Source organism: Streptomyces sp. NPDC002838, assembly GCF_040295365.1.
GTDB lineage: Bacteria > Actinomycetota > Actinomycetes > Streptomycetales > Streptomycetaceae > Streptomyces.
Genome location: NZ_JBEOVF010000068.1, coordinates 1 through 24,630, shown reverse-complemented (window position 1 = coordinate 24,630; position 24,630 = coordinate 1). Strand labels below are relative to the sequence as shown.

The 24,630-nt window shown below is 69.7% G+C and carries 19 protein-coding genes and 2 pseudogenes; 11 read left to right on the top strand and 10 right to left on the bottom strand.

Features of this window, described 5'->3' with window-relative positions; all coding sequences use genetic code 11:
- Positions 1-22: 22 nt before the first annotated feature.
- A complete protein-coding gene (locus ABT063_RS52480; protein WP_502991018.1) occupies positions 23-307 on the top strand; it encodes a hypothetical protein in 285 nt (94 codons plus the stop codon).
- Between the two features lie 138 nt (positions 308-445).
- On the opposite strand, the gene ABT063_RS52475 is transcribed toward ABT063_RS52480, so the two are convergent.
- The gene (locus ABT063_RS52475) at positions 446-760 is read right to left on the bottom strand and encodes a hypothetical protein (RefSeq protein ID WP_502991017.1); all 315 of its coding nucleotides are present in this window, start codon (positions 758-760) and stop codon (positions 446-448) included.
- A 237-nt stretch (positions 761-997) separates the two neighbouring features.
- On the opposite strand from ABT063_RS52475, the gene ABT063_RS45430 reads away from it, so the two are divergent.
- The 6 genes and pseudogenes from ABT063_RS45430 (at position 998) to ABT063_RS45405 (ending at position 7,727) form a co-directional block, all read left to right on the top strand.
- Positions 998-2,209, top strand: coding sequence for a DUF4190 domain-containing protein (locus tag ABT063_RS45430; protein WP_351066980.1), 1,212 nt, complete (start codon positions 998-1,000; stop codon positions 2,207-2,209).
- Between the two features lie 147 nt (positions 2,210-2,356).
- Positions 2,357-3,109: a GntR family transcriptional regulator gene (locus ABT063_RS45425; protein WP_351066979.1), complete on the top strand. Its 753-nt coding sequence runs from the start codon at positions 2,357-2,359 to the stop codon at positions 3,107-3,109.
- 354 nt (positions 3,110-3,463) lie between these two features.
- Positions 3,464-3,703: pseudogene (locus ABT063_RS45420) on the top strand (SPOR domain-containing protein); the annotation flags it as partial.
- Positions 3,704-3,751: 48 nt separating this feature from the next.
- A complete protein-coding gene (locus ABT063_RS45415) occupies positions 3,752-4,156 on the top strand; it encodes a (deoxy)nucleoside triphosphate pyrophosphohydrolase (RefSeq protein ID WP_351066978.1) in 405 nt (134 codons plus the stop codon).
- Between the two features lie 179 nt (positions 4,157-4,335).
- Complete coding sequence (locus tag ABT063_RS45410; protein WP_502991021.1) at positions 4,336-4,743, top strand: ATP-binding protein; 408 nt, start codon at positions 4,336-4,338, stop codon at positions 4,741-4,743.
- A 359-nt stretch (positions 4,744-5,102) separates the two neighbouring features.
- Positions 5,103-7,727, top strand: coding sequence for a SpoIIE family protein phosphatase (locus ABT063_RS45405; protein ID WP_351066975.1), 2,625 nt, complete (start codon positions 5,103-5,105; stop codon positions 7,725-7,727).
- Positions 7,728-7,757: 30 nt separating this feature from the next.
- Here the strand turns inward: ABT063_RS45405 and ABT063_RS45400 are convergent, their stop codons facing one another.
- The 5 genes from ABT063_RS45400 to ABT063_RS45380 form a co-directional block, all read right to left on the bottom strand.
- Complete coding sequence (locus tag ABT063_RS45400) at positions 7,758-7,955, bottom strand: DUF397 domain-containing protein (protein ID WP_351066973.1); 198 nt, start codon at positions 7,953-7,955, stop codon at positions 7,758-7,760.
- Positions 7,956-7,963: 8 nt separating this feature from the next.
- Positions 7,964-8,779 carry a helix-turn-helix domain-containing protein gene (locus tag ABT063_RS45395; protein ID WP_351067007.1) on the bottom strand — a complete coding sequence of 272 codons (816 nt, stop codon included), beginning with the start codon at positions 8,777-8,779 and terminating at the stop codon, positions 7,964-7,966.
- 944 nt (positions 8,780-9,723) lie between these two features.
- Positions 9,724-10,584, bottom strand: coding sequence for an immunity 49 family protein (locus tag ABT063_RS45390; RefSeq protein ID WP_351066971.1), 861 nt, complete (start codon positions 10,582-10,584; stop codon positions 9,724-9,726).
- Positions 10,585-10,596: 12 nt separating this feature from the next.
- Positions 10,597-13,512 carry a hypothetical protein gene (locus ABT063_RS45385; RefSeq protein WP_351067006.1) on the bottom strand — a complete coding sequence of 972 codons (2,916 nt, stop codon included), beginning with the start codon at positions 13,510-13,512 and terminating at the stop codon, positions 10,597-10,599.
- Between the two features lie 101 nt (positions 13,513-13,613).
- Entirely contained in the window at positions 13,614-15,302 is a 1,689-nt protein-coding gene (locus ABT063_RS45380) for a hypothetical protein (protein WP_351066970.1), read from the bottom strand.
- A gap of 126 nt (positions 15,303-15,428) precedes the next feature.
- On the opposite strand from ABT063_RS45380, the gene ABT063_RS45375 reads away from it, so the two are divergent.
- The 3 genes and pseudogenes from ABT063_RS45375 to ABT063_RS45365 all read left to right on the top strand — a co-directional run bounded on the left by ABT063_RS45375 (position 15,429) and on the right by ABT063_RS45365 (position 17,955).
- On the top strand, positions 15,429-16,580 hold the full coding sequence (locus ABT063_RS45375) for a glycoside hydrolase family 18 protein (RefSeq protein WP_351066969.1): 1,152 nt from the start codon (positions 15,429-15,431) through the stop codon (positions 16,578-16,580).
- 88 nt (positions 16,581-16,668) lie between these two features.
- Positions 16,669-16,896 (top strand): annotated as a pseudogene (locus tag ABT063_RS45370) (aminoglycoside phosphotransferase family protein); the annotation flags it as partial.
- 105 nt (positions 16,897-17,001) lie between these two features.
- On the top strand, positions 17,002-17,955 hold the full coding sequence (locus tag ABT063_RS45365; protein WP_502991020.1) for a class I SAM-dependent methyltransferase: 954 nt from the start codon (positions 17,002-17,004) through the stop codon (positions 17,953-17,955).
- Positions 17,956-17,966: 11 nt separating this feature from the next.
- On the opposite strand, the gene ABT063_RS45360 is transcribed toward ABT063_RS45365, so the two are convergent.
- Genes ABT063_RS45360 through ABT063_RS45345 form a run of 4 tightly spaced genes read right to left on the bottom strand, consistent with a single transcriptional unit; the run spans position 17,967 to position 21,839 of the window.
- Positions 17,967-18,743 carry a succinate dehydrogenase/fumarate reductase iron-sulfur subunit gene (locus ABT063_RS45360; protein WP_351066967.1) on the bottom strand — a complete coding sequence of 259 codons (777 nt, stop codon included), beginning with the start codon at positions 18,741-18,743 and terminating at the stop codon, positions 17,967-17,969.
- A complete protein-coding gene (locus ABT063_RS45355) occupies positions 18,740-20,674 on the bottom strand; it encodes a fumarate reductase/succinate dehydrogenase flavoprotein subunit (protein ID WP_351066966.1) in 1,935 nt (644 codons plus the stop codon). Before ABT063_RS45355 ends, ABT063_RS45360 begins: the two co-directional genes overlap by 4 nt.
- Complete coding sequence (gene sdhC, locus ABT063_RS45350; RefSeq protein ID WP_351066965.1) at positions 20,674-21,510, bottom strand: succinate dehydrogenase subunit SdhC; 837 nt, start codon at positions 21,508-21,510, stop codon at positions 20,674-20,676. Before sdhC ends, ABT063_RS45355 begins: the two co-directional genes overlap by 1 nt.
- A 38-nt stretch (positions 21,511-21,548) precedes the next feature.
- On the bottom strand, positions 21,549-21,839 hold the full coding sequence (locus ABT063_RS45345; RefSeq protein WP_095753737.1) for an Rv0250c family protein: 291 nt from the start codon (positions 21,837-21,839) through the stop codon (positions 21,549-21,551).
- A gap of 347 nt (positions 21,840-22,186) precedes the next feature.
- On the opposite strand from ABT063_RS45345, the gene ABT063_RS45340 reads away from it, so the two are divergent.
- Positions 22,187-24,469, top strand: coding sequence for an ABC transporter family substrate-binding protein (locus ABT063_RS45340; protein ID WP_502991016.1), 2,283 nt, complete (start codon positions 22,187-22,189; stop codon positions 24,467-24,469).
- The last annotated feature ends 161 nt before the right edge of the window (positions 24,470-24,630 follow it).

Genomic DNA, 24,630 nt, shown 5'->3' with positions numbered 1-24,630 from the left:
ATGACTCGTCAATGACTCGTGAATGACGGTACTCGTCCTCGCGGAAGGGCGTCGGGTCGGTGACCCCGCCCGCCGCGAGGACGAGGCTCGTCTCCCGGTGGACGGCGAGGAAGCCGAAGGGGCGGTCGAAGGTGGCGCAGGCCGCGGTCGACTCGTACTCCGGCTCCCGCGGCTGTCCCAGCCCAGCCACGCGATGTCCATCGCGGTCACCGCCGCCGCCCGGAACCCGTCCGCGCCGAAGGCCGCCGTCGCCGACCGACCTCCCGCCGCGAGGCCCAGCGGACCCGCGCCGATGCCCGGGAAGTGACCGGGGTTTGCGTCGACCGCCGTACCGAGCCCGAACAGCTCCGGACGTTCCAGCAGGTCGTGGTCGGCGTCCAGCGTGAACTCCACGGTGTCGAGCGTCAGGCTCGGCGGCCAGGCCCTGCCGACTCCGGCCGCAGCGTCACCGGCATGCGCTCGACCAGCCCGCCCCTCCGCCGGGCCGCCCACGCGTCCAGGGCCCGCCGGTCGGCGTCGAGGTCACGGTGAGCACCCCGTGCGCCTCGGCCGGCAGCCCGGCCGCCCACTCCTTCCGCAACTCCACGGTCCGCACGGTCCACAGCCCCAGGGCGCAGTCCAGACCCGCCACGGACTCCATCACGGCCAGCGACTCCCGTTCGGCGTTGGCCGCTTGGTCCGCCGGCACCCCGATCGCCTCCGCCGGCTCCGCCCGAGCCGCCCCCGTCGCCCCGTCCGCGAGGAAGGGAGCAACGGCCACACCCCCGCGGCCGAGAACACCGTGCCGCCGGAGGATTCCTCCGCCCACCTCGCGGTCAACCCGTTCACTGCCCGGATCGTCGCATTTCCGACCGGCGTTCCGCCCCAACCAGCACCGCGCTTACCATGCGCTCTGTCGTACGTCAGTTCCGCACCGTCATCGTCACCGTAAGCGTCACTGTCGGCGTCACCGACATCGCCCCCGGCCCCGCCGCCCGAACCAGGAAGCACGGTACTCGTGTCCATACCTCCGCCCCCTGGGCCCTACCAGCCCCAGGAACCCCAAGGGCCGTACCCGCAGGGCCAGTACCCGCCGCCTCCGCCGGCCGCGCAGGGACCGTACAACCCCTACGCCCCCTACGGCCCGCCGCCCTACCAGGGCTGGGGCCAGGGCTACATGCCGTACAACCAGCCGACGCCGGTCAACGGGCTCGCCATCGCCGCCCTCGTCCTGGGGATCCTCTGCTGCCTGCCGGCCGTGGGGCTCGTGCTCGGGCTGATCGCGCTCGGTCAGATCAGGAAGAAGGGCGAGCGCGGCCGGGGCATGGCCATCGCCGGTTCCGTGCTGTCGTCCCTGGGGCTCGCCCTGTGGGTGCTGGTGCTCGCCACGAACGGTGTGTCGGACTTCTGGGACGGGTTCAAGGACGCGGCGAGCAGCAGCGCTTCGCTGAAGAAGGGCGAGTGCTTCGACTCGCCCACGGGCCTGGAGGGTTCGTTCTACGACCTCGACGAGGTGCCCTGCGCCGGCGAGCACGACGGTGAGGTGTTCGCCGTGGTCAGGCTGCCGGGCGGCGCCTTCCCGGGTGACGGCGAGGTCACGCGGATCGCCGAGGACAAGTGCTACACGCTCCAGACCTCGTACGCCATGGACACCTGGGCCGTACCGGACCACGTCGACGTGTACTACATCGTGCCGTCGGCCGACAGCTGGCGCACCGGCGACCGGGAGATCACCTGCGCGTACGGCAACACGGACGCGGACGCGAGCCTGAGCGGGGGCTCGCTGCGCAACGACGAGACGACGCTCGACGCGGACCAACTCGCCTACCTGAAGGCGGCCAACGTCCAGGATGCGGCGCTGGACACGATTCCCGAGGCCAGTGCCGAGGACGATCTGGCGGCCAGCCAGCAGTGGGCCGCACGGATGGTGGCCGCGCTCAACGCGGAGGCCGGGATGCTGCGCGACCACGCCTGGCCCGCCGACGCGAAGAAGCCGGTCGCGGCCGTCCTCAAGGAAGTGGAGGCACTGCGGGAGCCGTGGGAGAAGGCGGCCGGGGCGACCGACGTGGACGGCTTCTACCTGGCCTACGGCGAGGCGCTGGAGCTGGAGGACCGCGACCTGACCATCACCGCGCGCAAGGCTCTGGGGCTCGCCACGACCCCGCCGTCGTACGAGGAGGACGGCAGCGGCTCAGGCACCGGGGGCGGAGGCGGCGATCTTGAGGTGTGAGGACGGCCATAGCGGGGAGAAAGTGCCTGCGTAAAGCCCCTCGCGGGCACAAGTCATCACATCGAGTGATTCTCTGGCCTTTGCTTGCACGGCACAACCCACGGTTGCCACGCTGTAGCTGTCTGTACAACCTGATGGGAGCGGCCAGTGACATTCGGTGAGCAGCCGGCGTACCTGCGTGTCGCGGGTGATCTCCGCAAGAAGATCGTCGACGGTTCGCTGCCACCGCACACCCGCCTCCCGTCCCAGGCCAGGATCCGCGAGGAGTACGGCGTCTCGGACACGGTCGCCCTCGAGGCGCGCAAGGTGCTGATGGCCGAGGGGCTGGTCGAGGGCCGCTCCGGCTCCGGGACGTATGTGCGCGAGCGGCCCGAGCCCCGCCGTATCGCCCGCTCCGGCTACCGTCCGGCCAGCGGTGCCACGCCCTTCCGGCAGGAGCAGGCCGAGGGTGAGGGGCGCGGCACCTGGGAGTCCAGCAGCGAGCAGGCCGAGGCGAGCGCCACGGTCGCCGAGCGGCTCGCCATCCGGCCCGGCGACCGCGTGATGTGCACGAAGTACGTCTTCCGGGACGCCGGCGAGGTGATGATGCTCTCCACCTCCTGGGAGCCCCTCGCCGTCACCGGCCGTACGCCGGTGATGCTGCCCGAGGAGGGCCCGCTGGGCGGTATGGGCGTCGTCGAGCGCATGGCCGCCATCGACGTGATCGTGGACAACGTCACCGAGGAGGTCGGCGCCCGTCCCGGCCTCGCCGAGGAGCTGCTGGCCCTGGGTGGTGTTCCCGGCCATGTGGTCCTGGTCGTCCAGCGCACGTACTACGCCTCGGGCCGCCCGGTGGAGACGGCCGACGTGGTGATCCCGGCCGACCGGTACCGGGTGGCGTATCACCTGCCGGTGAAGTAGAGCCTCTTGTACGTGATGTAACGCCCCGTGCTCGTGAAGTGCCGCACTCCGCACGTGAGGTGGCACACACTCCCTCTGAAGCGGCGCACGCCCTCCTGGCAGTTGCCCCCGGCGAACGCCCAACCGGCGTCCCCCCGAACGGCGTTGGAATCCGGCCGTCTTCGCAGGTCGGCGCGGGCGTGCGCGCCGTCCCGCTGACAGGATGCATTGACGTGCGCCGGGGGCGCGTTCGATGATGTGCGCCCCCTGGCGCGCTGGTCTGGCTTGGCTGGTTGCGTACCTCTTTGTGAAAAGGCGTGTTCGCTGCGTAAAGGTTGGGCGTAGGCTCGGGCATATGCGGATTGCGGTTTCCTTAGCGGGCGGGGCACGGCGCAGGCCGTGGGCGGGAAGTGGAGGGGCGCGATGAACGACGACACGATCACTCTCCCTTGGCTCGTCATACGGCAGGACGACAACGGCAATCGCTACCGCGTGGGCCGGTACGCGACCCGGGCCGAGGCCCAGAAGATCGCGGACAGCCTCGACGGTCGCGGCCACAAACAGCTCTACTGGGTCGAGCGGATCGGGCAGAACGGCGCGAGCGCGGCCGACTGAGCGGGCCCGTGCCCGTTGTCTCACGCCTGCTCCCGTAGGCTCCGGCGCATGACGGAACGGATCGTGGTGGTGGGGGCCGCCCTGCTCGACGGCGACCGCCTGCTCGCCGCGCGCCGCAGCGCGCCCCCGGAGTTGGCCGGGCGCTGGGAGCTCCCCGGCGGCAAGGTCGAGGCGGGCGAGACACCCGAAGCGGCGCTCGTGCGCGAGCTGCGCGAGGAACTCGGCGTCGAGGTCGACCCCGTCGAGCGCGTCCCGGGGGAGTGGCCCCTGAAGCCGCCGTACGTCCTGAAGGTGTGGACCGCGCGGCTGCTGCCCGGCTCCGGCGAGCCCAAGCCCCTCCAGGACCACGACGCACTGCGCTGGCTCGCGCCCGCCGAGATCTGGCACGTGAACTGGCTGGACCAGGACGTGCCCGCCGTGCGCGAGGTGCTCGCGCGGCTGGGGCCTGTCTGACAGAGTCGCTGTCTGGCAGAGCCGCCCGACATTTCCCGCCCGCCCCGGCGCGCGCTGATCACTCCGTACGCCGTTCGCGCCACTGTGCGCCGGCGGGTGCGGTACTGGCCACGTGATATCGGGTATGTGCCCATTAACCCCACGAAACCGGACATGGGGTGAGCTGGCCGGCCTGGGATGTGATCGGCGTGATCGACACCGAAGGTGACCGCGCCGAGTGGACCTTCCCCGCGGACCCGGGCGCCGTACGCACGGCCCGCGCCGTCGTGCGCGGCCGGCTGCGCGACTGGAACCTCGACAGCCTCGCCGACCTGGCGGCGCTGTTGGTCAGCGAACTGGTGACCAACTCCCTGCGGCACGCCACGGGCCCCATCGGCGTACGGCTCGTACGCCCCGCGGGCCTGGGCGGCGTACTGCTGGTCGAGGTCTCCGACCCGCTGCCGGACCCGCCCCGCGAGCGCGTCGCCCGGCCCGACGACGAGGGCGGCCGCGGACTGCAACTGGTGGCCCATTCCTCGCGCCGCTGGGGTACCCGGCCGGACGAGGAGGGCAAGACGGTCTGGTTCGAACTCGCGGTACCGCCGTGATGCCAACTCGCGGAACGGGGAGATGCCAACTCGCGGTACGGGGAGATGCCAACTCGCGGTACGGGGGAGATTCCAACTCGCGGTACCGGGATGAACGATCCGTCCGCGAAAGGGCTGTACGTCCACGTCCGCGCTGTCCAGCGATTGGTTCAGGCCAGTGGCGGTTGTGCGCGGGAGTGATTCGACGACGTGTCCGCTGGTTAGAAGACTGTAGGTGTTGTCACGGTCCGGTCCAAAAACCATCGGGACCGTGCTGTGATCGTGAACACCGTGTTGTGCGGCGCCGTAGTGCTGGATACTGCGGGCAGCCGCCGCCGGTGACCGGTGCCGGACGCGGTGAGCTGGAGGGGACGGTTCGCGTGAGCGAGATACCAGCGAAGGCCACGGAGTCCGAGGACCCGTCGGACGGCGCGAGGGCAGGGGCCACGGGTGATGCCGTGGCGGAAGCCGCGTCGGGCGATGCGCCGCCCGCTGACGCCATCTGGCAGAGCAGTCCGCCCGGCTCCATCTACGACTACATCAAGGTCGCGTCCTTCTCCATCGGCCCCGACGGGCTGGTGGACCAGTGGAGCCTGCGCGCCGAACAGCTCTTCGGTATCTCCGCCGAGCACGCGGTCGGCATGGACCCCATCGAGGCGTTCATCGACCCCGACCTGCGCGAGCAGGGCCAGCGCAAGATGGCCGAGATCCTGGACGGCCGGGAGTGGACCGGAGTCGTCCCCTTCCGGGTGCCGGACACGGCGGACGGTGAGCGCGGCCGGCACGGCCTCGCCGAGGTCTACGTCATGCCGACGCGGACCGAGGGCGGCGAGAAGGCCGCCGTGTGCATAGTCGTCGACGTGCGCACTCTGCGCAGCATCGAGACCGACCTCGCCGCCTCGCAGTCCATTTTCGGCCAATCTCCCTTCGGCTTCCTGCTCATCGACACCGATCTGCGGGTACGACGCGCCAACCAGCAGTTCGCCAACACCTTCGGCGGCAGCCCCGACGACCACCGCGGCCGCGGTGTCTACGACTACCTGCAGCGCCCCGAGGCCGAGCGGGTCGCCGCGACCCTGCGCCGGGTGCTGGAAACCGGCAACTCCATCACGGACATGCACATCACGGGCTTCGTGCCGGGCTCCGAGGAGCGCCGCCACTGGTCCGTCAACCTCTATCGCGTGCACAGCGGTTCCGGCCGTCCCATCGGCATCGCCTGGCTCGGACTCGACATCACCTCCCGCCGCGCCGCCGCCCGCGAGGCCGCCGCCGCCCGGCGCAACCTCGCCCTCCTGAACGAGGCCGGTGCCCGCATCGGCAACTCCCTCGACCTGGAGACCACCGCGCGCGAACTCCTCGACGTCGTCGTGCCCGGATTCTGCGACCTGGCCACCGTCGACCTCTACCAGGGCCTCCTGGCCGGCGACGAGACCCCGCCGGGCCTGGCCGACGGCAGCGCCGAGCTGCGCCGCGTCGCCTTCGCCAGCGCCGTCTCCGACGCGCCCTTCACCGGCTCCGGCAAGCCCGTCGCGGTCGGCGCGGTCCACCACTACCCCTTCAACTCGCCCTGCTCGGACGCCCTGCGCACCGCCCGCCCGCGGTACGTCCCCGCCGAGGAGGGCGGCCTCGTCCAGTCCACGCTCGCCGTGCCGATGGTCGCCCACGACACGGTCGTAGGCCTTGCGCAGTTCTCCCGGACGAAGGGCAGCGAGCCGTTCGGCGACCGGGACCGGGACCTGGCGGTGGAGTTGGCGGCGCGGGCGGCGGTCTGCATCGACAACGCGCGCCTCTACCGGCGCGAGCACGAGCGCGCGCTGATACTGCAACGGTCCCTGCTCCCGCCCGGCGACCCGGTGGCCTCCGGCCTCGACATCGCCTGCCGCTACCTGCCCGGCAACTCCTCCGCCGACCGGCCCAGCGAGGTCGGCGGCGACTGGTTCGACGTCATCGAACTGCCGGGGCACCGCACGGCGTTGGTGGTGGGGGACGTGATGGGCCGGGGCCTTCGGGCAGCGGTCGCGATGGGCGAACTCCGCTCCGCGGTGCGAACGCTGGCGTTGCTGGACCTGGAACCGGCGGAGGTCCTCTCGGCGTTGGACGAGATCGCCCGCGGCCTGGGCGCCCCGGGCGGCGTCCAGCAGGCCACTCGCGCGGCCCGCCGCCCGCGCGAGGCCGACCTGTCCGAGGTGTACCTGGCGACGTGCGTGTACGCGGTCTACGACTCGGTGACGAGGCGCTGCACCTTCGCCAACGCGGGTCATCTGCCGCCGGTGCTGGTCGAGCCCGGCGAGACGGCGCTGATGCTCGACGTGCCGCCGGGCATGCCGCTGGGTGTGGGGGGCGAACCCTTCGAGGAGGTGGAGGTCGAACTCCCCGAGGGTGCTCTGCTCGCGCTCTACACGGATGGACTGGTCGAATCCCGCGACCATCCGCTGGACGAGGGCCTCCAGGCATTCGTGGGAGCGTTGACGGACCCCGCCCGCCCCCTGGAGGACGTCTGCGACCACGTCCTCAACACCCTCGACACCCACCACGGCGAGGACGACATCGCGTTGCTGATGGCACGTGTCCAGGGCCTGCCCGCCGACTCGGTCGGCGACTGGACACTGCCGCGCGAGCCGCGCAGCGTGGGCCGGGCGCGGGAGTACGCGCGGGGGCAGTTGCTGTCGTGGGACCTCGAACCGCTGGTCGACACGACAGAGTTGCTGGTCAGCGAGCTGGTGACGAACGCGTTGCGGTACGGCGAGGGTGAGATCAGGCTGCGGTTGCTGTTGGACCGCACGTTGGTGTGCGAGGTCTGGGACGCGGGCCTGGTCCAGCCGCGCCGACGCCGCGCCCGCGACACGGACGAGGGCGGCCGGGGCCTGCAACTGGTCGGGCTTCTCAGCGCGGCGTGGGGGTCGCGGCGGACGCCGCGGGGGAAGACGGTGTGGTTCGAACTGCCGTTGCCGGATGGGGAGAGGGGGATGGTGGATCCGGCGGAGGCGTTGTTGAGTTTGTTCTGACGGGGGTGTGTGCGGCGGGGCTCGGGGCTCTCAGGGCTTGGTGTTGGGGGTTTTCAGGGCTTCGACGAAGGTGGTGAAGGCTTCGGTTGGGATGGTGAGGATGCGGTCGGTCGGGGCCTTCGAGTCGCGTATCGCTATGCGGGTATGGCGGTTCGCGATCTCTACACAGTTGTTGCCGTCGCCGCTTCCCGAGTAGGACGACTTCTGCCAGTTGTCTGGGGTGGTCATGGTGCGCCTCACAACTCCTTCGCCAGCCTGTGCATGAAGTCACGCGACCGCTCTGGGCCAAGTGACGCGGCCTCCACTTTACGGAAGAGCGTTCGAAATGTACTGAGTTGGGCCTCGGAATCGACGAACGCCGCGCCTTGGGGCGCGTCGCGTACCGCTGTGTCCAGCTTGGGTACGGCACCGCCTGCGTACATCATGATGTTTGTTGCTCCGGCGAAGCCGTCCAGGTCGAAGGGGATGACGCGTACGGTGATGTGGGGCGCTTCGGAGCACTCCAGGATGCGGGTGAGCTGAGCACGTGCGGCGGGCCGGTCGCCGACCCTGATGCGCAGGGCCGCCTCGTGGATCACCGCTTCGTACGGCACAGGGACAGGCCTCTCGATGATCAGCTTGCGCTCCATGCGGTGGCGGACGCGTAGCTCAAGGTCGCCTTCGGGGAGTTCGGGAACTCGGTACGAGAAGATGGCGCGGGCGTAGTCTTCCGTCTGGAGCAGACCGGGTACGTGCAGGAACTCCATGTCGAGGCGGTATCTGGCGTGGTACTCCAACTCGGCGAGGTCTAGAAACGACGTGGGCAGCCGGCCTCGGTACTCCTCCCACCAGCCGCGGGTCCGATCGGTCGCCATCGTGACCAGGGCCTCGATGAGCTCGTCGTCCGTACAGGAGTACTGAGCGGCAAGTCGTCGTACGCGCTCCTCGCTCACGCCCGCCGTGCCGAACTCGATCTGGCTGATCTGAGCCGAATCCGTCCCGAGCAGTGCAGCGGCTTCGAGCCCGTTGAGTGTGGGCCCTGACCATTCGGCAGGAGATCCACCCCGACCAATTCGACAGCACTGCCGAACTCCTCACGTGGCTGTCCACCAAGGCGGACGACCGGCACAGCCTCAAGGCCGGGACAGTTCACCTGGGCTGGATCAGGTTCTGTGAATCGGACCGGTTCGAGCCGCTCGTCGTTCGAGATGGCGAGGTCGCGTGGCCGTAGATTACGGCCTCCGCAGGGAGAGTTGCGGATCCTCTGGGTGGTCGTCGGCTCAGTACTCGATCTTGCCGATCCAGGCGTACTCCAGGAGCGCCTTGGGCAGGTAGGCGGACTCGACTTCCACGGGGATGCCCTGTTGTGCGGTCCTCGTCGGCGGTCCAGTACGCCTTGTGTCGGCGCAGCGCGTCGGCCAGCGCCTGGTTGAACTCCGTGGGGGTCGCGGCGGATGACGCGGTAGAGCAGGATCATCGGCGGATAAAGGATCAGAGCGAGTTCTGCCTCTGTGTTCCGAACGACCTGAGCCGGCCGCGGCTTGAACGGGCACCGTTGGGCCGCCCGCTTCTTGGTCAGTGTCGTGCTTCCGCGAGCCGAGTCAAGGGCGCTCCACCTCGCTGCGCTGCGCTGCGTTCCGCGTCGCCTTCGGCGATCGGCCTGCGGCCGACCCTTGACTCGGCTCGCTCCAGCACGGGGGAGAAGCGAGCGGGCGGTCGGGAAAGCGGGGGCCGGGTTGGCGGCCCATTGGGGTTGGTTGAGGGGTGGGCCGGGGTTGGGGCGCGGTCGCGCCTCGCCTGCACGCCGGGCTGGTTCAGCGGCTTGCTGCCGGTGGGCGGTGGGGCAGGGGAACTGGAGAGTCGGGCCGCTCCCCCTCTGCCAGGTCGGCCTCGCGCGGCAGGTATCACGAAGCAATTGGAGGATTTGTTCCACCGGTGAGTCTTCTGAGCTGGGGTTTTCCGGTTGGAGGGTGGAACACTTCCTCCAATTGCTGGGGCGTGGTCCCCTCGGGGCGGCTCAGGTGGGGAATTCGCCGATCCAGGCGCGGTTCAGCAACTGGCTGGGGATGTAGTCGGATTCGACGTCGATCGGGAAGCTGGCGTCATAGGCGAGGCAGGCGATGGCAAGGGGACCGAGCGCGAGGTAGCCCTCGACGGTTTCTTCGCGTGCCTCGGATGCAGTCCAGAACGACTTGTGGAGTTCCAGAGCTTCGGTGAGGGCCTGATTGAAACCGTCGTGATCTTTGCGCAGAAATTGGTGGAAGAGGTTGATCGGCTGGTACAGAATCTTGTCCAAGACTTCTCGATCGGCAAACTGCGCTGCGTCCGGTGAGGACATCTGGATCGCGGTGACGAGTTTCTCGCCCAATCCCGGACGCTCCAACCAGTATGTTTGCAGGGCGTCGATCCAGTGGTACACATACTCGTCGTACTCCACCCCTGAAGAGCGCAGAAGGTCGAGCGGAATTTCGCACAGCTGTGTCATTCGAGTCTGTTCGCGGCACACGATCGAAAACCAGAACGCGGTGAGCCAGTTTCCTGCATTGGCGTAATATTGCGGGCCTGTTGCCGGGATGGTCCGCATCTGATCCGAAATGCGGCACTCAACAGCGCCCTCCCTCTGAACGGCCGCCGCGAACGCCGCGGAGCTCACCTGCATCGCGGTCACAGTGGCTTCCCAGGTGCGGAGGCGCGATGCGTTGGGGTTGACTGCCAGGCAGGCGCGAAGGTAGGTGTCTGCTCCTCCCATCGCCCCGTCGAACATGAGTGGCGAGCGCTCCAGGACGGCAATCGTTCGCGTGAGTCCCTCGCCCAGGGTTTGCGCGTATCCCTCGTCATCAGGCCCGGGGCTGCCATGCCGAGCTACCCTCACCGTCACAGAACTCTCCCGTCAGCCAATGTTGAACTGGTGCTTCTCGTAGCCAGCGTACCGACCTCCGTCGGCTTTCCCCTTTATGAGAACGTAGTCCACCTTGCCTTCGGCGAGAGCAATCTTCAGCTCGGCTGCCAGCCGGGGCTCACTGGGATGCTTTCGACCTCTGTTTTCCATTTGCTTGAGAATATCCATGAAGTACTCCCTTGATCCTTGCATGGCGCTTCTCTTGCCATCGAGGAAGGGGACGTCCCTTTTGCCCATCTTGGTGCCGACATTCGACTTGGCCTCGATGACGACGAACCCGCCGTCTTCGCGGCGCCACACCTGATCGAATTGGTCGTTGCCGTTGGCGGGCCCGTACAGCGTCTCCTTGGTGGAGTTCGGATAATGCTCGGGAATGAACTGATGTTCCGCGATCGCCTCACCGTACGACTCAGCCGCCTTCGTACGTTCGTTCATAGCGGCCTTGTACTCGTTGCCGGCATCGAGCAACGCCGAGTCCGAGTCGTCCATTCCTCCGAGGGTCCCCCGGTGTCGGTCGGCGCTCATGGAATAGTCAATTGAGCTCCTCCGGTGGGCTGCCGCCTCGTCCAGCTTCTGGAGTGTCTCCGGGCTCAGCACTTCGTGCCGGCCTCGGCCCAATTCGGCCCCGTCAACGTATTTTGCGGGGATGGGGGGCGGTGCATCGGACGCCGCGGACTTGACCTTCGTGACGGGATCCACGTCCAGTTGGACCGGCACGAGTCCGCTTTCGTCCGTAACCGTTGTGTCGAGTCGACGACCGTCGGCGTAGTAGTGGTCCTTGAAGTATCCCGGCTCGTGATTTGCGCGGTAAACCTGTATTTCCTTGATCTGCTCCGGGGTAAGCGAACCCGGCGGACCGTACGGGTTGTCGCCGTCCCGCATGAAGGGGGGTCGTTCAGGACTCGACGGGCGGTCAGGTGTTGGCGTGTCATCGCCGTGCCTGCCCGCATCACCGAGCGCGTCGTCGCCGGCCCCACCGAGGTCGTCCAGGCTGCTGCCGCCTGGAGGTATTTCGGGGCCGTGACCGGGCAGTCCGTCGGTGGTGCTGCCGCCGGGCAGGTCGTGGCCACCGGGACCGGTACCACCGGTGCCGAGGTCGTTGGTGTGGCTGGCGGGCCGATGGTCGGCTGTTCCGGCGCCGGGTACCTGGCTGTCCGGGATGGTGCTGGGCGTGTGGTGGTCGAGGCTGTTGGTCGGCAGGCTGTCGCCGACTCCGCCTCCGGGGAGATTGCCGGCGGTGCCGCCGGGGAGGTTGTCGCCCAGCCCGGTGCCGGGAAGGTCGCCGCCTGCGTGGACCGCTGGGGTGGTGGGGATGTCCGCGCCGACCCGGCCGACGTCGCCGAGGTTGTTGTCCACGCTGTCGCCGAGGCGGATGTGCTGGCCCGCCTGATCGGCGGTGTTGGTGGCCGCGCCGACCAGGGCCGGTTCCCTGACCGGGGAGTCCACGCGTGGCACGTCCGCGCCCGCAGGCGGGTCGCCGGCCGACGGCCGGTCCACGATGTCCGTGGGGCCGGGGGCCTTGGCGTCCATCTGGACGGTGCCTCGCTCGTCCAGGATGTTGCCCTCGCGGTCGACGAACAGCATCGGCTCGCCCTCGGGCGTGTTCAGCCGCTCTGCCCCCGCAGGCAGGACCGGGGTGTCGTCGGGCAGCTTGATGTTGCCGTCCGGGAGACGGGTCGCGCCGTCGGGGATCGTCGCGCCCTCGGGCAGGTTCACCGTGCCGTCGGGCAGTCGGACGGTGCCTTCAGGCAGGGTGATCGCGTTGTCGGGGAGGGCGGGGATGTCGATGTTCCCGACGCCCTTCAGGGCCGCACTGATGTCGCCGATCTTCGACAATCCGGCGCCCGCGCCCTTGGCGATGTAGGTCATCGGGTCGATGACGCGGCCCGCCTTGCCCGCCACGGACAGCGCCTTGGCCACCGCACCCGCCTTGCCCGCACCCGCCACACCGGCACCCGCCCCACCGGTGAAGACGGTGGTCAGGACGTTGAAGGTGACCGCTCCGGCCGCGCGGGCGGGGTTCTTGCCCCACTCGTCCCACGCCACCAGCGCCTTGCCCGTCTCCTTCATCGCTGTACGGGAGTCCCGCAGCCAGGAGGGCATCTTGTCGTCCGGCAGCGTCCAGAACAGCGCGCCCGCCCCCGGAATTGCGGTGATCGCCAGGCCGGTGGCCAGCTGGGCCAGGCCTTTCCAGGCCTGGCCCATGGCCTCCCAGCCGCCGAACCCGACCAGGGTGCCGAGGCCCTTGATGGTGCCCCAGATGCCGTCGACGATGAGGCCGTCCCAGACGAAGGACTTCACCCAGTGGCCGACCTCGTACCAGTGGTGCTTCTCCTCCACCGGGTCGCCCCAGGGCACCTGGGCGTTCTTCATGTCCTCGGCGGAGAAGCCGTACTGGTCCTTGCGGTCGGAGCCGTCCCCGGCGACCATCTGCGTCCCGCCCCACAAGGCGGTGATCTTGTTGTGGCAGGTCCGCTCCGCGGCCCAGAACGCCGCCACCGTCGCGGTGATCTCGTCTCGCAGCTGGTTGTGCTCGTCGACCTTGTCGCCGTCGTACTCCCACTCGTCGTCGTCCTTGACGGAGTCGACGAACGTGACGGCCTTGGCCTTGAGTTCCTTCAGCTTGGCGTCCAGCGGCCGGATCTCCGTCGCGTACGACTCCAGGGCCGACGACACCGTCTCCAGGTCCGTGGCGAAATCGTCCGCCCGCTCCTTCACCGGCTTCGTCGTCGCGAACAACTGCTCCGCCTCCGGAGCCGTGTAGTACGCCGACAATCCCTGGAACTGCGAATGCACATCCTCGCCGGTCTTACGGACATGACCGGCGTCCTTCTTCAAGTCCGCGTAGTCAATCTCCAGTTGCGGCAGGTTACCCGTGAACTGGGGTATCTGCTCCGGCTTGATCACGCTCAACCGCCCCCGCTCGTCCGCGCGTCAGCGGACCAACTCACACCAAGATCGGATCATCATACAAATGGGCTTGCGGGGCTGTCCAAGGCAGAAATGCCTTACCGCAGTAGGAAGTTGCGACGATTCCGTGTGCGCGGTCCGCCGAAGCTCGCGGGTCGGCCGCCGCTCAGCAGGACGCCGCCCGCGACAGCGCCACCGGCCCCGTTCGCGAGCGCATGCTCGGGCCGCCCGGCGATCGGCGTGCCGTGCACCCGCACGTCCTGCTCCGCGAGGTCGTGGGCGTGCCGGGCCAGGGTGTGGGCGCGTACCAGGTCGGTGAGGGTCGTGGCGTCCAGCAGGTCCTGGTTCGCTGCCGCGAACCGGATGCGGGCGTCGGCGCCCACCTCGCCCCGGTGCGTGGTGATGAAGGCGTCCGCGGCGGCGGTGGCGCTGCCCGCGGTGAGGCGGGCGGCCGCCGGGAGGGCCCCGGACCGGCCGGTGGTGGCCGGGGCGAGGGCCTCCACCACCCGGCTCAGGACGGCCAGCGGGTCGTACGGACGCCCGCCGGTCAGCTCCTGTCGTACGGAGGCCAGCACGGCGTCGGCGTGCAGGACCCGCGACCGCAGCTCTCCCACGGGGATGCCCAGCAGAGCGGAGTCCGGCACCGCACCCGGTCCGGCCTCCGGCACCGCACCAGCCACGGCGCCCATCCCCGCGTCCGCCGGCTGCGCCCACTCCTCGGCGGCCGGCAGCACCCCCCGCACCTCCCAAAGCTCCGCCTCCGCCCCCGTCAACGCGGCCGGCACCAGCTCCGCGGCGAATCTCAGCTCGGCGGCGAGTCGGTCGATGCCGTCCACGAAGACGGCGGCCTGGGCGATTCCGCCCTCGGCGGCGCGCAGGTGGCCGGCCGCCTCTTCCGCATCGTCCAAGTCGGCCTTCTGGCGGGCCTGGTTGAGGTGGACGGTGGCGAACAGCAGGCGGTCCTTGGCCTGTTCGAAGTATCCGGTGACCGGGGCGGTGGCGGAAGGTGCGTACAGCCTGGCGAGGTTGGTGAGCGTCGCCTCCGTGGTCGCCGTACGCCCGGTGAGGTCGCGGAAGCGTTCCTCCGCCACTGTCAGTGCCTCGTCGATCTCCCGCTCCAAGGCGCGGAGTTGGTCGAAGGCGGGTGCCTCGGCGTCCAGGCGTCGGCCCGACTCCTGGCATCGGCCCACGATTCCCGTGAGTGCCTGTCGCCGGGACGTCTCGTCCGTCGGGACGCCGGCCTCGTACTGCCGGCGTATCCGGAAGGCGGCCGTCAGTTCCGACTCCGCAGCCTGTACGGCCTGCGTGAAGGGGGCGGCGGCCTCCGCTCCGAAACGGGCCTCGGCGAAGCCGAGTTCCTCGCGGCTGGTGCGGATCCAGTCGTCGGCCTCGGTCAGAAAGGCGCGGGATTGGTCGTCCAGGTCGGTCAGGGGCGGGGTCCAGCCGGCGGGGGGTGCGGCGAGGGTGCCGCCGGGTGTCGTACGGGTTCTGGCCCGTCGGGTGCGGCGTATGTATCCGTAGCCCGCCAGGGCGACGGCCGCGGCCACCACGACGAGTGGCAGGACGAGGTCGGCGGCGGATGTCTCCTCGTCCTCCTGCGCGGCGGCGCTCGCGCTCGCGGTGGGTCCGGCCCCGTGGATCGCAACCGGAGTGTCCGTGCTGATCGTCATCCCCGGCAACACCAGCCACGCCACCCCGACCGCACCGCCCAGTACGGCGAGCGCCACCCGCACGCATATGTGCGAGGCGGCGCGCCGCGGCCGGCCCCGGATCGACGATGGCGTCACATTTCGGAGCGTATGGGGAGGAATGCGAGCTCGCGACCGGGGTGGGGTGGGTGGGGGTACGCCAGTGGTGGCCTAGTGGCCTATGGGGGAGGGGAACGCACAATGGAACGTTCTGGGGGGATGGGGATGGAAGCAGCGCAGGAGCAGGAACAGGATCAGGAGCAGGAACCGGATCAGGATCAGGATCAGGATCAGGAGAGCAGGGGAAACGACCCAGCCGCCGCCGACAGTGACGGCGAGCAGGCCCCACCGGAGCCCAGACCCAGCCGCCGCCCCTGGCTCCGCTGGGCCCGCCGTACCGCCCTCACCCTCGTCCTCGTCATCCTCCTCCCGCTCCTCGCCGCCGAGATCGCCCTCCGCGTGAACTACACCGGCGACCCGGCGGACGGCACCTACACGAGGAACAAGGACGCGATCTGGCTCGGCCACGCCTGGGTCGACGGCCGTAAGAAGGGCGCTGACGTCACCGCCCTCGCCCGCCGCCTGGAGACCACCGGAATCCGCGACCTGTACGTCCACTCCGGGCCCCTGGAGCACGACGGCACGCTGCCCGCGTCGGTCTATCCGCGGGCACGTTGGTTCATCGACGCAGTGCACCGCGAAGCACCCGGCATACGGGTCCAGGCCTGGCTCGGTGACGTGCTCGCCACCGAGAGCCCGGACGGGATGCGGCTGGAACGCCCCGCGACGCGCGCAGCCGTCGTCGCCTCCACCCGGCAGATCCTGGCCGTCGGCTTCGACGGCGTCCACTTCGACCTGGAGCCACTGCACTCCGGCGACCGCGACTACCTCACCCTTCTCGACTCCCTGCGCCGCGTCACCCGCGCGCAGGACGCGCAGCTGTCGATCGCCGCCCACCAGATCGACCCGGTTCCGGCCTTCCACTCCTTCTGGGGGACGTTCACCGGGCACCCGAAGTGGTGGTCGCAGGAGTTCTTCGGGCAGGTCGCCCGCCGTGTCGACCAGATCGCGGTGATGTCGTACGACACCATCCAGCCGTTGGAGAGCACGTACGGCGGTTACGTCGCCCAGCAGACCTCGCTGGCCCTGGAGGTCACCCCGCAGTCCACCGACCTGCTCATGGGGCTCCCCTTCTTCCACGAGAACCGGTTCGGCCACTGGAGCCACGCCGAGACCGTGCCCGCCGCCGTGCGAGGCGTCCGCCTCGGCCTGTCCCGCACGGACGCCGACCGCGCCAACTTCGGCGTCGCCCTGTACGTGGACTTCGCGGCGAAGGAGAAGGACTGGACGGCGTACCGGGAGGGCTGGGTGCGGTGAGGAACCAGCCGCGCTGAAAACCGGCTGCGGCCGACCGGGCCGGGTGTCACGATCCGACGCGTGACCGGCACCCGAAAGCCCCAGCCGCTACTTCGACGTGGAGTTGGAGCACGTGTTCCTGCGGCTGCGCTTCGGCCCGCACTACGACGCCCTGCGCGCACCGGACATGGACGAGGACCGCCTCCGCCTCTACCGCCTGTCCATGCACCTGGGTCTGGTGTCCGGCCCCCTCCGCCTCCTCGACGGCGACTTCCCCGACCCGGAGTTCATGCGCGCCATCGCCGAGCACAACCTGCGCAGGGCACTGGAACTGGTCGGGCGACACGGTTTGGCATCCCGTAGCCCAGACGTCATGCGTGCTTCGTCCGCAGGGGGACATCTGTTAGTTGTGAGCGATCTGTGCGCGCCCTACGGTCCACGGATGCGAGCGTTACTCACCAGCAAGGCTGCCCGGCGTGCTCTGCGCCCGATAGCCGACCTCATCGATCAGCGCATCGAGCGCCATGTTCGCCGCGCCCTCCAGAACGCCTCGGCCGCCGGAAAGACACCGGTCGCCACGAGCACTCCCGACGCCGCGTTGCAGCAGGAACTCAAGCAGCTGCGCAACCGCCAGCGGCCCCTGGAGCTGTTCTTCGACGGGACCGGGCGCGGCGCCTCCCGGCTGCCGTCCGGGCCCCACCTCAACCGCACGATCACCGAGCTGGCCCAGGTGACCGGGGACAAGGACGGTGCCGAGCGCAATGTCGCCCAGGCGTTCCGGCTGCTCATCGCGATGGAGGCGCTCGGGGTCGGCCGGATCGCCGGCGGCACCATGAACATCGTCGGCAAGCTGTCCGCCGTACCGCTGCTCAAGCCGCCGAACGACGACGTCCTGGAGATCGGCACGCTGTACGGGATGTTCGGCGCGTCCCTGATCCGGATGATGGAGCGCGCTGGGCGTGAGCCGCGGCTGACGATCGTCGACCCGCTCGCGGGCACGCAGTTGCAGCCCGGGACCTCCATCGGCGACGACGCGTCGGGCACGCCCGTGCAGGGTGCCGCGGTGCGCACCAACCTGGCCCTGGCGGGCGCGGCCGGTGCCGCGGCGCGGATCCAGCAGGGGTTCTCGGAGGACCCCGAGGTGCGTGCCCTGGTCTCCGACCGTGCCTACGGCGTGGTCATCGTCGACGGCGACCACTCCGCCGCCGGTGTCGCGGCGGACCTGAGGTGGGCCGAGCAGATCGTCGCGCCCGGCGGGATCGTCGTGCTGGACGACTTCGGGCACCCCAAGTGGCCCGGCATCAAGGAGGCCTTCGAGAAGCACATGGCCACCGACACCCGGTTCACCTTCCTCGGCCAGGTGGCGCACTCGGGATATCTGAGGGCCTCAGCATGACGAAGAGGGCCTCAGCCTGACGAGGACCGCCGCCGGATCTTGTTCCCGAGCCACACGAGCGGGTCGTACTTGCGGTCGACGGCCCGCTCCTTCAACGGGATCAGCGCGTTGTCCGTGATCTTGATGCCCTCGGGGCAGACCTCCGTGCAGCACTTGGTGATGTTGCAGTAACCGAGGCCGTGCTCGTCCTGGGCGGCCTTCTTGCGGTCGAGGCCGGTCTCGGCCGCCGCGTCCAGCGGATGCATGTCCAGTTCCGCGACCCGCATCAGGAAGCGCGGGCCGGCGAACGCCGTCTTGTTCTCCTCGTGGTCGCGGACCACATGGCAGGTGTCCTGGCACAGGAAGCACTCGATGCACTTGCGGAACTCCTGCGACCGGTCCACGTCCTCCTGCATCATCCGGTACTCGCCCGGGCCGAGCCCCTCCGGCGGCACGAAGGACGGCACCTCGCGCGCCTTGGTGTAGTTGAAGCCGACGTCCGTGACCAGATCCCGTACGACGGGGAAGGCGCGCAGGGGCGTGACGGTGATCGTCTCCTCGCGGGTGAACACCGACATGCGGGTCATGCACATCAGACGCGGGCGCCCGTTGATCTCCGCCGAGCACGAACCGCACTTGCCCGCCTTGCAGTTCCAGCGGACGGCGAGATCGGGGGCCTGGGTGGCCTGGAGGCGGTGGATGATGTCGAGGACGACCTCGCCGTCGTTCACCTCGACCTTGTAGTCCTCCAGGCCGCCTCCCTCGACGTCACCCCGCCACACCTTGAAGTGGGCGTCGTAGCTGCTCATTCGTACAGCTCCTCTTCGGCGAGGTACTTGACCAGCTCCTCCTTGTCGAAGAGGGCGAGCAGGTCGGGACGGATGGCTTCGGTGGTCTCCCGTACGAGGTCGATCTGGCCGCTGACCGGGTCCGTCGCCGCCAACCCGCCCGTCGGGTCGGTGAGTTGGCACAGCAGGTTGAGGCGGCGCCACTTGCGGTCCATCGTCGGGTGGTCCTCGCGGGTGTGGCCGCCGCGCGACTCCGTGCGCTCCAGCGCGGCCCGGGCCACGCACTCGCTGACCAGGAGCATGTTCCGCATGTCCAGGGCGAGGTGCCAGCCGGGGTTGAACTGGCGGTGGCCCTCCACGCCGGCCCGCCGGGCCCGTACGCGCAGGTCGGCCAGCTTCTCCAGGGCCTGCTTCATCTCGGTCTCGCGGCGGATGATGCCGACGAGGTCGTTCATCGTCTGCTGGAGTTCCTGGTGGAGGGTGTACGGGTTCTCCGGCGGGCCGGAGGCCGGCTCCTCGCTCTCGGCCGAGAAGGGGCGCAGGGCTTCGGCGGCGGCGGCGTCCACCTGGACGTCGTCCACCGACGGGCGGCCGGCCGCGAGCCCCGTCGCGTACTCGGCCGCGTGCCAGCCCGCCCGGCGTCCGAAGACCAGCAGGTCGGAGAGGGAATTGCCGCCGAGGCGGTTGGAGCCGTGCATGCCGCCCGCCACCTCACCGGCCGCGTACAGGCCCGGCACCCCGCGTGCGGCGGCGGTGTCGGACTCGACGGCGATACCGCCCATCACGTAGTGACAGGTGGGGCCGACCTCCATCGGCTCCGCGGTGATGTCGACGTCGGCCAGCTCCTTGAACTGGTGGTACATGGAGGGCAGGCGGCGGCGGATGACCTCGGCCGGCATACGGGTGGACACATCCAGGAAGACGCCGCCGTGCGGGGAACCGCGGCCCGCCTTGACCTCGGCGTTGATCGCCCGCGCCACCTCGTCGCGGGGGAGCAGCTCGGGGGGACGCCGGTTGTTGTCCGGGTCCTCGTACCAGCGGTCGCCCTCGTCCTCCGACTGGGCGTACTTCTCCTTGAAGACGTCGGGGATGTAGTCGAACATGAACCGCTTGCCCTCGGAGTTCCTCAGGACCCCGCCGTCGCCGCGCACCGACTCGGTGACCAGGATGCCCTTCACCGACGGCGGCCAGACCATGCCCGTCGGGTGGAACTGCACGAACTCCATGTTGAGGAGGGGTGCCCCGGCCAGCAGCGCCAGCGCGTGGCCGTCGCCCGTGTACTCCCACGAGTTCGACGTCACCTTGAAGGACTTGCCGATGCCGCCGGTCGCGATCACTACGGCGGGTGCTTCGAGGACGAAGAAACGGCCGGTTTCGCGGTCGTAGGCGAAGACCCCCGAGACACGGTTCCCGTCCTTGAGGACCCGGGTGACCGTGCACTCCTGGTACACCTTCAGCCGCGACTCGTAGTCGCCCGTCTCCCGGTGGTCCTCCTGCTGGAGCGAGACGATCTTCTGCTGGAGGGTGCGGATCAGCTCCAGGCCCGTACGGTCGCCGACATGGGCGAGCCGCGGGTACTCGTGGCCGCCGAAGTTGCGCTGCGAGATCCGGCCGTCCTTCGTACGGTCGAAGAGGGCGCCCCAGGTCTCCAGCTCCCACACCCGCTCCGGGGCCTCCTGTGCGTGCAGCTCGGCCATCCGCCACTGGTTGAGGAACTTGCCGCCGCGCATGGTGTCGCGGAAGTGGACCTGCCAGTTGTCGCCCGCGTTGACATTGCCCATCGCCGCCGCGATGCCGCCCTCGGCCATCACCGTGTGCGCCTTGCCGAACAGCGACTTGCAGATCACCGCCGTACGGGCGCCGCGCTCGCGCGCCTCGATGGCCGCGCGCAGCCCGGCACCGCCGGCGCCGACCACGACGACGTCCCACTCCTGTCGGTCGACCACGGACATCAGAAAAACCTCGGATCGTCGAAAGCACCGGACGCGACGAGATAGACGTAGAAGTCGGCGAGCGCGACGCTCACCAACGACGTCCAGGCCAGCAGCATGTGCCGGGCGTTCAGCTTCCCGATCCACTGCCACGTCCGGTAGCGCACCGGGTGCTTGGAGAAGTGCTTGAGCTTGCCGCCGACGATGTGCCGACACGAGTGGCAGGAGAGCGTGTACGCCCAGATCAGCACGATGTTGACCAGGAACACCAGGGTGCCGAGGCCCATGTGGCCCCACTCGTAGTTCTCGTCGCGGAAGGCGAGCACGGTGTCGTAGGTCAGGATCCCGGCGACGAGGATCGCGGCGTAGAAGAAGTACCGGTGGATGTTCTGCAGGACCAGCGGGAAGCGGGTCTCGCCGGTGTACTTCTTGTGCGGCTCGGCGACCGCGCAGGCCGGGGGCGACATCCAGAAGCCCCGGTAGTAGGCCTTGCGGTAGTAGTAGCAGGTCAGGCGGAAGCCGAGCGGGAAGATCAGGATGATGATCGCGGGGGACAGGCCCCACCAGCTTCCGAAGATCTCCCAGTTGGGCCCCGCGCGCATCGGCTCGCAGCGCTCCGCCAGGCATGGCGAGTAGAACGGCGAGACGTACGGCGCCGCGTAGTAGTCCGTGCCGGCGAAGGCCCGCCAGGTCGAGTAGACGACGAAGGCCAGCAGGCCGGCGGCGGTGGCGGCCGGGGCCAGCCACCAGCGGTCGGTCCGCAGATGCGGGGCGGCGATCGCGGCGCGCGTAGGTGTTCTTACGCCGCCGCTGGTCGGATGGGGTTCTGTGGCGGGGGGCTCCGTACCAGTGGCCAATTCATGACTCCGGTCGGTTCAGGACGGCTCGGGTCGGCTCAGGGGGCGTGGCGGTCGCGGGCGCCGAGTCCCTCGTCGTCCGAGTCGATCCACAGTGAGTCGTCGTACGGCGTGTCGGGGATGGTCACGAGATCGGGGCGCTTGGGCGCGGCGGGCGTGGAGGCCGCCTCACGCAGTAGCGCGACGCTCTCGCGCAGGTGCTCGGCGTCGGTGCGGACCCGGCGGATCTCCAGGCCGCCTCCGCCGATCTGCTGTTCCAGGCGCCGCACCGACCGGTTCAGGTCGTCGAGGCAACGCTGGACTGACGTCAGTTCGTCGTGCACGGACATGACTTGCCCTCACTTCCGCGGGTTCTCAGGCCCAAGGCAGCAACGTTCATGCGCCTGTGAGTGTTGCGCGTCACACCGGCCGGTGGGAAGCGGTGTGCATGGATTGGCTGGGGTGCGTTGGTGCGTGCGGCGTGTGGAGCGGTTGCCGTCTTCGGGGGCCGCGCCCCCTCGGACCCCGTCGCGTTGCGCCGTACGGGTGGGCTTCCCGGCTCTCGTCGTCGTGTCGCCTTCGGTTGGTGAACCCTTTCCTCTTCAGTGTGTGGCCGTAGATCTGATCAGCTCCATATACCCCCAAAAGGGACGATAACCCCTTTCTCCCGTGCCGCGGCTTCCGGAGGTACACACAGATGGCCCACGACGGCGTCGGACCTAGGCCCTCTCGCCAATCTCCCGCCTGCCGCGCGGGGTCTGGCACGAGAGGACCTGGCACAGTCATGCGCTCGGTCGCCTTCCTCACCGCGGGCGCGCTCGCGGTATCCGCGCTCGCCGGATGCAGCTCCGAGGACAAGGCGGGCAAGCCGCTCGCCGGGCAGGACATCGCACCCGCCGCCCGCGCCCGGGTCGCCGACGGCGGCACCCTGCGCTGGGCCGTGGACGCCGTACCGGAGACGCTGAACACCTTCCAGGCCGACGCCGACGCGGCCACCACCCGGATCGCCCAGGCCGTGCTGCCGTCGATGTTCCGGCTGGACGAGAACGGACGGCCGGAACGCAACCCCGACCACCTGGAGTCCGCCGAGGTCGTCGAGACCGAGCCGAAGCAGGTCGTGCTGTACAAGCTGAACCAGCAGGCCGTGTGGAGCGACGGCCGGGAGATCGGCGCCGCCGACTTCGCCGCCCAGTGGCGCGCCCTGTCCGGCAAGGACACCGCCTACTGGACCGCCCGCAACGCCGGCTACGACCGCATCGAGAAGATCGAGCGCGGGGCGAACGACCTGGAGGTCAGGGTCACCTTCGGGCGGCCGTACGCCGACTGGAAGTCGCTGTTCTCGCCGCTGTACCCGAAGGACGTCATGGGCACGCCGGACTCCTTCAACGACGGGGCCAGGCGGAAGCTGAAGGTCACCGCCGGTCCCTTCACCGTGAAGAAGGTCGACAGCAAGGACGACAAGGTCACCCTCACCCGCAATCCGCGTTGGTGGGGCCGCCCCGCCAGGCTCTCCGAGATCGAGCTGCGCGCCGTGCCCCGCGACAAGCGGGCCGCCGAGCTGGCCGCCGGGAAGCTCGACCTGGCCGAGATCGACCCCGAGGCCGCCGGGCGCATCACCCTCGCCGCCCGCTCCCGGGGCAAGGGCACGGCCACCCCGCTCCAGGGGCCGGGCGGCTCCGCCGAGAAGAAGCCCGGGAAGCAGGCCGGGAAGATCACCGAGTACGAGCGTCAGCAGGCGGCCCTCCTCGGCTACGAGGTCCGCAAGTCCCTGGAGCCCGCCTACACCCAGCTCGCCCTCAACGGCGCCGCCGGTCCGCTCGCCGACGAGCGCGTCCGCCGTGCCGTCGCCCGCGCCCTCGATCGCGAGGAACTGGCCAAGGCCGTACTCAAGCCCCTGGGGCTGCCCGCGGTGCCCGTCGGCAGCCACCTCGCGCTGTCCGGCCAGGCGGCCTACGCCGACAACAGCGGCGCGCTCGGCGACCAGGACACCGAGGAGGCGCAGGCGCTGCTCGCGGACGCGGGGTGGGTGCCCGGCGGGCCCCTCAAGAAGGAGAAGAAGAAGGGGGAGAACGCGGCCGGGGCGGAGGGCGAGAAGGGCGAGAAGGGCGAGAAGGACGAGGAGAAGAAGTCGGAAGGCGGCGACGAGGGGACGTACATCGTCGGCGAGAACGACGAGGGCGACGAGGGCAAGGAGATTAAGGAGAGCAAAGAGACCAAGGAGAGCAAGGAGGGTAAGGACAACGAGAGCAACGCGGACAACAAAGCCGACCACGACAAGAAGCACGAGGACGGCTCGACCCAGCTCGCTCAGGAAGGCAAGCAGTACGAGAACAACCTGAAGCCGGGCGGAGCCCCCGGCGCCTACGCCCCCATGGGCACCGCCGCCCCCGCGGGCGCCGCGGCCCGTCCGCTCGCCAAGGACGGCAAGCCGCTCACGCTCCGCTTCGTGCTCCCCTCGAGCCCCGGCTCGCAGACGCTGCGCACCGTCGCCGGCCGTATCAGCCGCATGCTGGAGAAGGTCGGCATCCGTACCGAGGTCTCCAAGGTCTCCGACGAGAGCTACTTCAAGGACCACATCGCGTCCGGCCAGTACGACCTCGCCCTGTACTCCTGGCCCACCTCCGCCTTCCCCGCGACCGACGCCCGCCCCATCTTCGCCAAGCCCGTCCCGGCCGCCGACGGCTCCCTGAACGTCGAGCAGAACTTCACCCGCGTCGGCACCGACCAGGTCGACCAGCTCTTCGACCAGGCCATCGGCACCCTCGACGAGGGCGAGAACCGGAGCCTGATCCGCAAGGCCGACTCCCGCATCTGGGCCGCCGCCGGGTCGATCCCCCTCTACCAGCGTCCCCAGCTGACGGCCGCGCGGAAGAACCTGGTGAACGCCGGAGCCTTCGGTTTCGAGACGCCGGTCTACGAGGACATGGGCTTCCTGAAGAAGGGCGCGAGGCCTTCGGCGAGCCCGACGTCCAAGGGCTGATGCCGTAAGCCGTCTCCAGCTGCCGAGCGGGACCACTCAAGGTAGAGCTGGCACGCCGGGCTAGAAGCGCGTGATTCCGACGGCCGTACGCCTGAGGTGGGGGGCCGGCCCGGGTGAGTGGCGGGGGGCCCCCCGCCGGGGGAACCCCCCCCGACCAGGGG

Bases quoted from the DNA above. Each gene is read 5' to 3' on its own strand.
- ABT063_RS45375 (WP_351066969.1), top strand. From the start codon at position 15,429: ATGGAAGCAGCGCAGGAGCAGGAACAGGATCAGGAGCAGGAACCGGAT.
- ABT063_RS45360 (WP_351066967.1), bottom strand. From the start codon at position 18,743: ATGAGCAGCTACGACGCCCACTTCAAGGTGTGGCGGGGTGACGTCGAG.
- ABT063_RS45415 (WP_351066978.1), top strand. From the start codon at position 3,752: ATGACGGAACGGATCGTGGTGGTGGGGGCCGCCCTGCTCGACGGCGAC.
- ABT063_RS52480 (WP_502991018.1), top strand. From the start codon at position 23: ATGACGGTACTCGTCCTCGCGGAAGGGCGTCGGGTCGGTGACCCCGCC.
- ABT063_RS45400 (WP_351066973.1), bottom strand. From the start codon at position 7,955: ATGACCACCCCAGACAACTGGCAGAAGTCGTCCTACTCGGGAAGCGGC.
- ABT063_RS45340 (WP_502991016.1), top strand. From the start codon at position 22,187: ATGGCCCACGACGGCGTCGGACCTAGGCCCTCTCGCCAATCTCCCGCC.
- ABT063_RS45355 (WP_351066966.1), bottom strand. From the start codon at position 20,674: ATGTCCGTGGTCGACCGACAGGAGTGGGACGTCGTCGTGGTCGGCGCC.
- ABT063_RS45345 (WP_095753737.1), bottom strand. From the start codon at position 21,839: ATGTCCGTGCACGACGAACTGACGTCAGTCCAGCGTTGCCTCGACGAC.
- ABT063_RS45365 (WP_502991020.1), top strand. From the start codon at position 17,002: ATGCGAGCGTTACTCACCAGCAAGGCTGCCCGGCGTGCTCTGCGCCCG.